This is a genomic window from Zhongshania sp., assembly GCF_041623545.1.
Lineage (GTDB): Bacteria > Pseudomonadota > Gammaproteobacteria > Pseudomonadales > Spongiibacteraceae > Spongiibacter.
The window spans coordinates 1-3,157 of record NZ_JBFJWS010000349.1; the positions used below are offsets into that span (position 1 = coordinate 1).

2 protein-coding genes are annotated in these 3,157 nt (G+C 52.8%); one reads left to right on the forward strand and one right to left on the reverse strand.

What is annotated here, in order from left to right; genetic code table 11:
• Positions 1-1,187 (forward strand): alkaline phosphatase (locus ABYT30_RS17650; RefSeq protein WP_373097801.1); only part of this gene is annotated, 1,187 nt, incomplete at its 5' end.
• Between the two features lie 63 nt (positions 1,188-1,250).
• Here ABYT30_RS17650 and ABYT30_RS17655 read toward each other — a convergent pair.
• Positions 1,251-2,702: a cobyric acid synthase gene (locus ABYT30_RS17655; RefSeq protein ID WP_373097802.1), complete on the reverse strand. Its 1,452-nt coding sequence runs from the start codon at positions 2,700-2,702 to the stop codon at positions 1,251-1,253.
• Between the last annotated feature and the right edge of the window lie 455 nt (positions 2,703-3,157).

A 3,157-nucleotide genomic window follows, 5' to 3' on the forward strand; every position in this document is an offset into this window, starting at 1 on the left:
AGCATTTACGTTTTGCAGTGTGTTCTTGCAGCAGCTATCCACATGGTTATTTCTCGGTGTATCGGATGATCGCTAATCGCACCGATCTCGATTTTGTTTTGCACCTTGGCGATTATATTTACGAATACGGCGAAGGTGAGTACGGCGATAATGCCGGTCGAACTCTCGACCCCAAGCACGAAATACTCGTGCTGGACGATTATCGTCGCCGCTATGCGCTCTACCGTCGTGATGTTGATTTACAGGCGGTTCATCAGATCCATCCCTTTATCACGGTATGGGACGATCACGAGACCGCGGATAACTCCTACAAGGATGGCGCGAATAATCACAATGAAGGGGAGGGTGATTGGCATGAGCGCAAAGCTCAAGCTATACAAGCCTACTTTGAATGGATGCCAATTCGGCCGCCAACGGTTAGTGAAGACAGTATTTATCGCAGCTTCCGCTACGGCGATTTAGCAGACTTTGTTATGTTGGATACTCGAATTGAAGGCCGTATTAAGCAATTGGACAATCCCGCTGATCCGGCCCGAGCCGACGCCCGCGATTTGCTGGGGCAGGCGCAAAAAGACTGGTTTAAACACAAACTGGCTACCGCGCAGAATACCTGGAAAATAGTGGGGCAGCAGGTGATGTTTGCGCAGCTGCAATTGCTGGAAATTCAGCGCTTACTACCGGGTGTGCCGACCGAGGACTTTAGCCCACTGGTCGCGATTAATATGGATCAGTGGGATGGCTACCCAAGTGAACGTGAAGAGATATTGGATTTTGTTGAAGACAATGCCATAAAAAACATGGTGGTCTTAACCGGTGATATTCACAGCAGCTGGGCGAATGAGCTTTATAAAAGCAGTGCAATCCTTACTTCCGGCATATTCGAAGAACCATTGGGCGTTGAGTTTGTTACCCCGAGTGTGACCTCGCCGGGTTTCCCCGACGGTGCTGCAGAATTACTTGCGGAAGCTATTCCTGTTGCCAACCCCCACATGAAATATATTGAACTCAAAACCCACGGCTTTATTTTAATGGATGTGACTCACCAGCGCGCCCAGGCCGAATATTATTATGCGCAAGGCATCGACACTGCGGAGCAATCGGGGCTTGAGTCTGGAACAGTGAAGGTGATGACGGTTAATGCGGGGAGCAGCCGCTTAGTTGCCGATATGCCGGTGTCGGGGCGCTAGTCGGGCGTCGGAAGTCTGACCTCGGACGAGTACTGGCAGAACGCGGTCGTCAGACGCCAGACCTCAGACTTCCGACTTTACTCCTAGCAATGCCTCAATATCCAAATGCGCCTCGAAACAATCCGCCAGTCTGTCGATATTGCTTTCGATAAGACTGGCGTAATCCAGTTCTTCAACGTCCTTGAGGCCGGCCCATTTCAGTAGGCTGTCGCGGGTTTCACTTTCATCAAAGAGACCGTGTAAGTAGCTGCCAATAATCTGATCGTCGGCGCTGCGCGCGCCGTCGCGATGGCTGCCCAAATCGGCAAAAGGTAAATCCAGTGCAGGTCCAGTGCTGATGCCGGCGTGGATTTCGTAGCCGCGTATTTTGGCCTGTTCTGCCCATAAATGACCGCTGACCCGACGCAGGGTTTTGCTGCTGCCGAGGGTGGTTTCCATGTCGAGCAGGCCTAGCGCAGTACTCGATCCGGCGTCGCCTTCAATACCTTCGGGGTCGTGGACCGCACCGCCTAACATTTGAAAACCGCCGCAAATGCCTAATACCTTACCGCCGTAACGCAGATGTTTTTCAATATCTTTGTGCCAGTTGTTGTTTTGTAAATACTCCAAGTCGCGGCGGGTGCTCTTACTGCCCGGCAGAATAATTAAATCGCAGGGCGGAATGGTTTCGCCTTTACCCACGAACTTTAGATCGACCTGCGGGTGTAAGCGCAACACATCAAAGTCGGTGTGATTACTAATACGAGTGAATACCGGTACCGCCACTTTAATGGTCTGTTCGCTTAGGGTTTGACGGCTGTCGATGGCGTCTTCGGCTTCTAAGTGCAAATCGTGAATATAGGGCACCACGCCGATGACTGGCTTGCCAGTGCGCTCTTCCAGCCAGTCGAGGCCTGATTGCAACAATGCGATATCGCCGCGAAAGCGGTTGATGATAAACCCTGATACCCGCGCTTGTTCGGTTTCAGATAATAAGTCTAAGGTGCCGACCAAATGGGCGAATACGCCGCCGCGATCAATGTCGGCGACAATCACAACGGGGCAGTCGACTGCTTCAGCAAAGCCCATATTGGCAATATCATTGGCGCGTAAGTTTATCTCGGCGGGGCTGCCCGCACCTTCCACAACGATGACGTCGTACTGCTGAGAAAGGCGTTGATGGGACTCCAACACGGCTGCCATGGCGCGTTTTTTATAGGCGTGGTAATCCTGTGCTTCCATATTGCTTAGCGCCTTGCCGTGAATAATCACTTGGGCGCCGGTGTCGCTATTGGGCTTGAGCAGTACTGGATTCATATCGGTGTGTGGCGCTAGACCACAGGCTTGGGCCTGGACCGCCTGGGCGCGACCAATTTCCCCGCCCTCTGGGGTTACCGCGCTGTTCAAGGCCATATTCTGGGGCTTGAAGGGCGCGACGCTTAGCCCGCGGCGTTTAAAAACTCGGCACAGTCCGGCGACCGTCACACTTTTACCCGCGTCAGAGGTAGTACCTTGAATCATTAATGTTAGGGTCATAGCTGTGTCACTTAAATTAATTGGCGTGGTTCGTCTATGTTAGGTCGCTGGGAGACGGGAGACGCTAGACGGAGAACGCTAAAACTAGTCAGACGTCAGGCGTCTGACGTAATTGGCTCGGCCGCGAGACCTTGCCGCCCTTCAACCGAGCTCCGGCCAGAGTATTAAGCGTCTCCCGTCTAGCGTAAAGCATTCTTGGGAGTTGCTAGACGTAGAGCATTAATTCGTTCGTCCGACTTCTGACACCTGATGTCCGCCCAATGCTCTTAGCGTCTCCCATCCAGCGTTTTGCAGCCACCGCGTCTGACCTCCGGCTTCCGACGCCAGACCTGCACCTTAGTCTTGCCAGCCGTCGTGCATAATCAGTTCATCAAGGTCTTTGCGCGTGGCCCACTGCTCCGTCTCAAGCATCGGTCGAGGATAAAATTCTGCTACTGGACCAAGACAGAGTATGG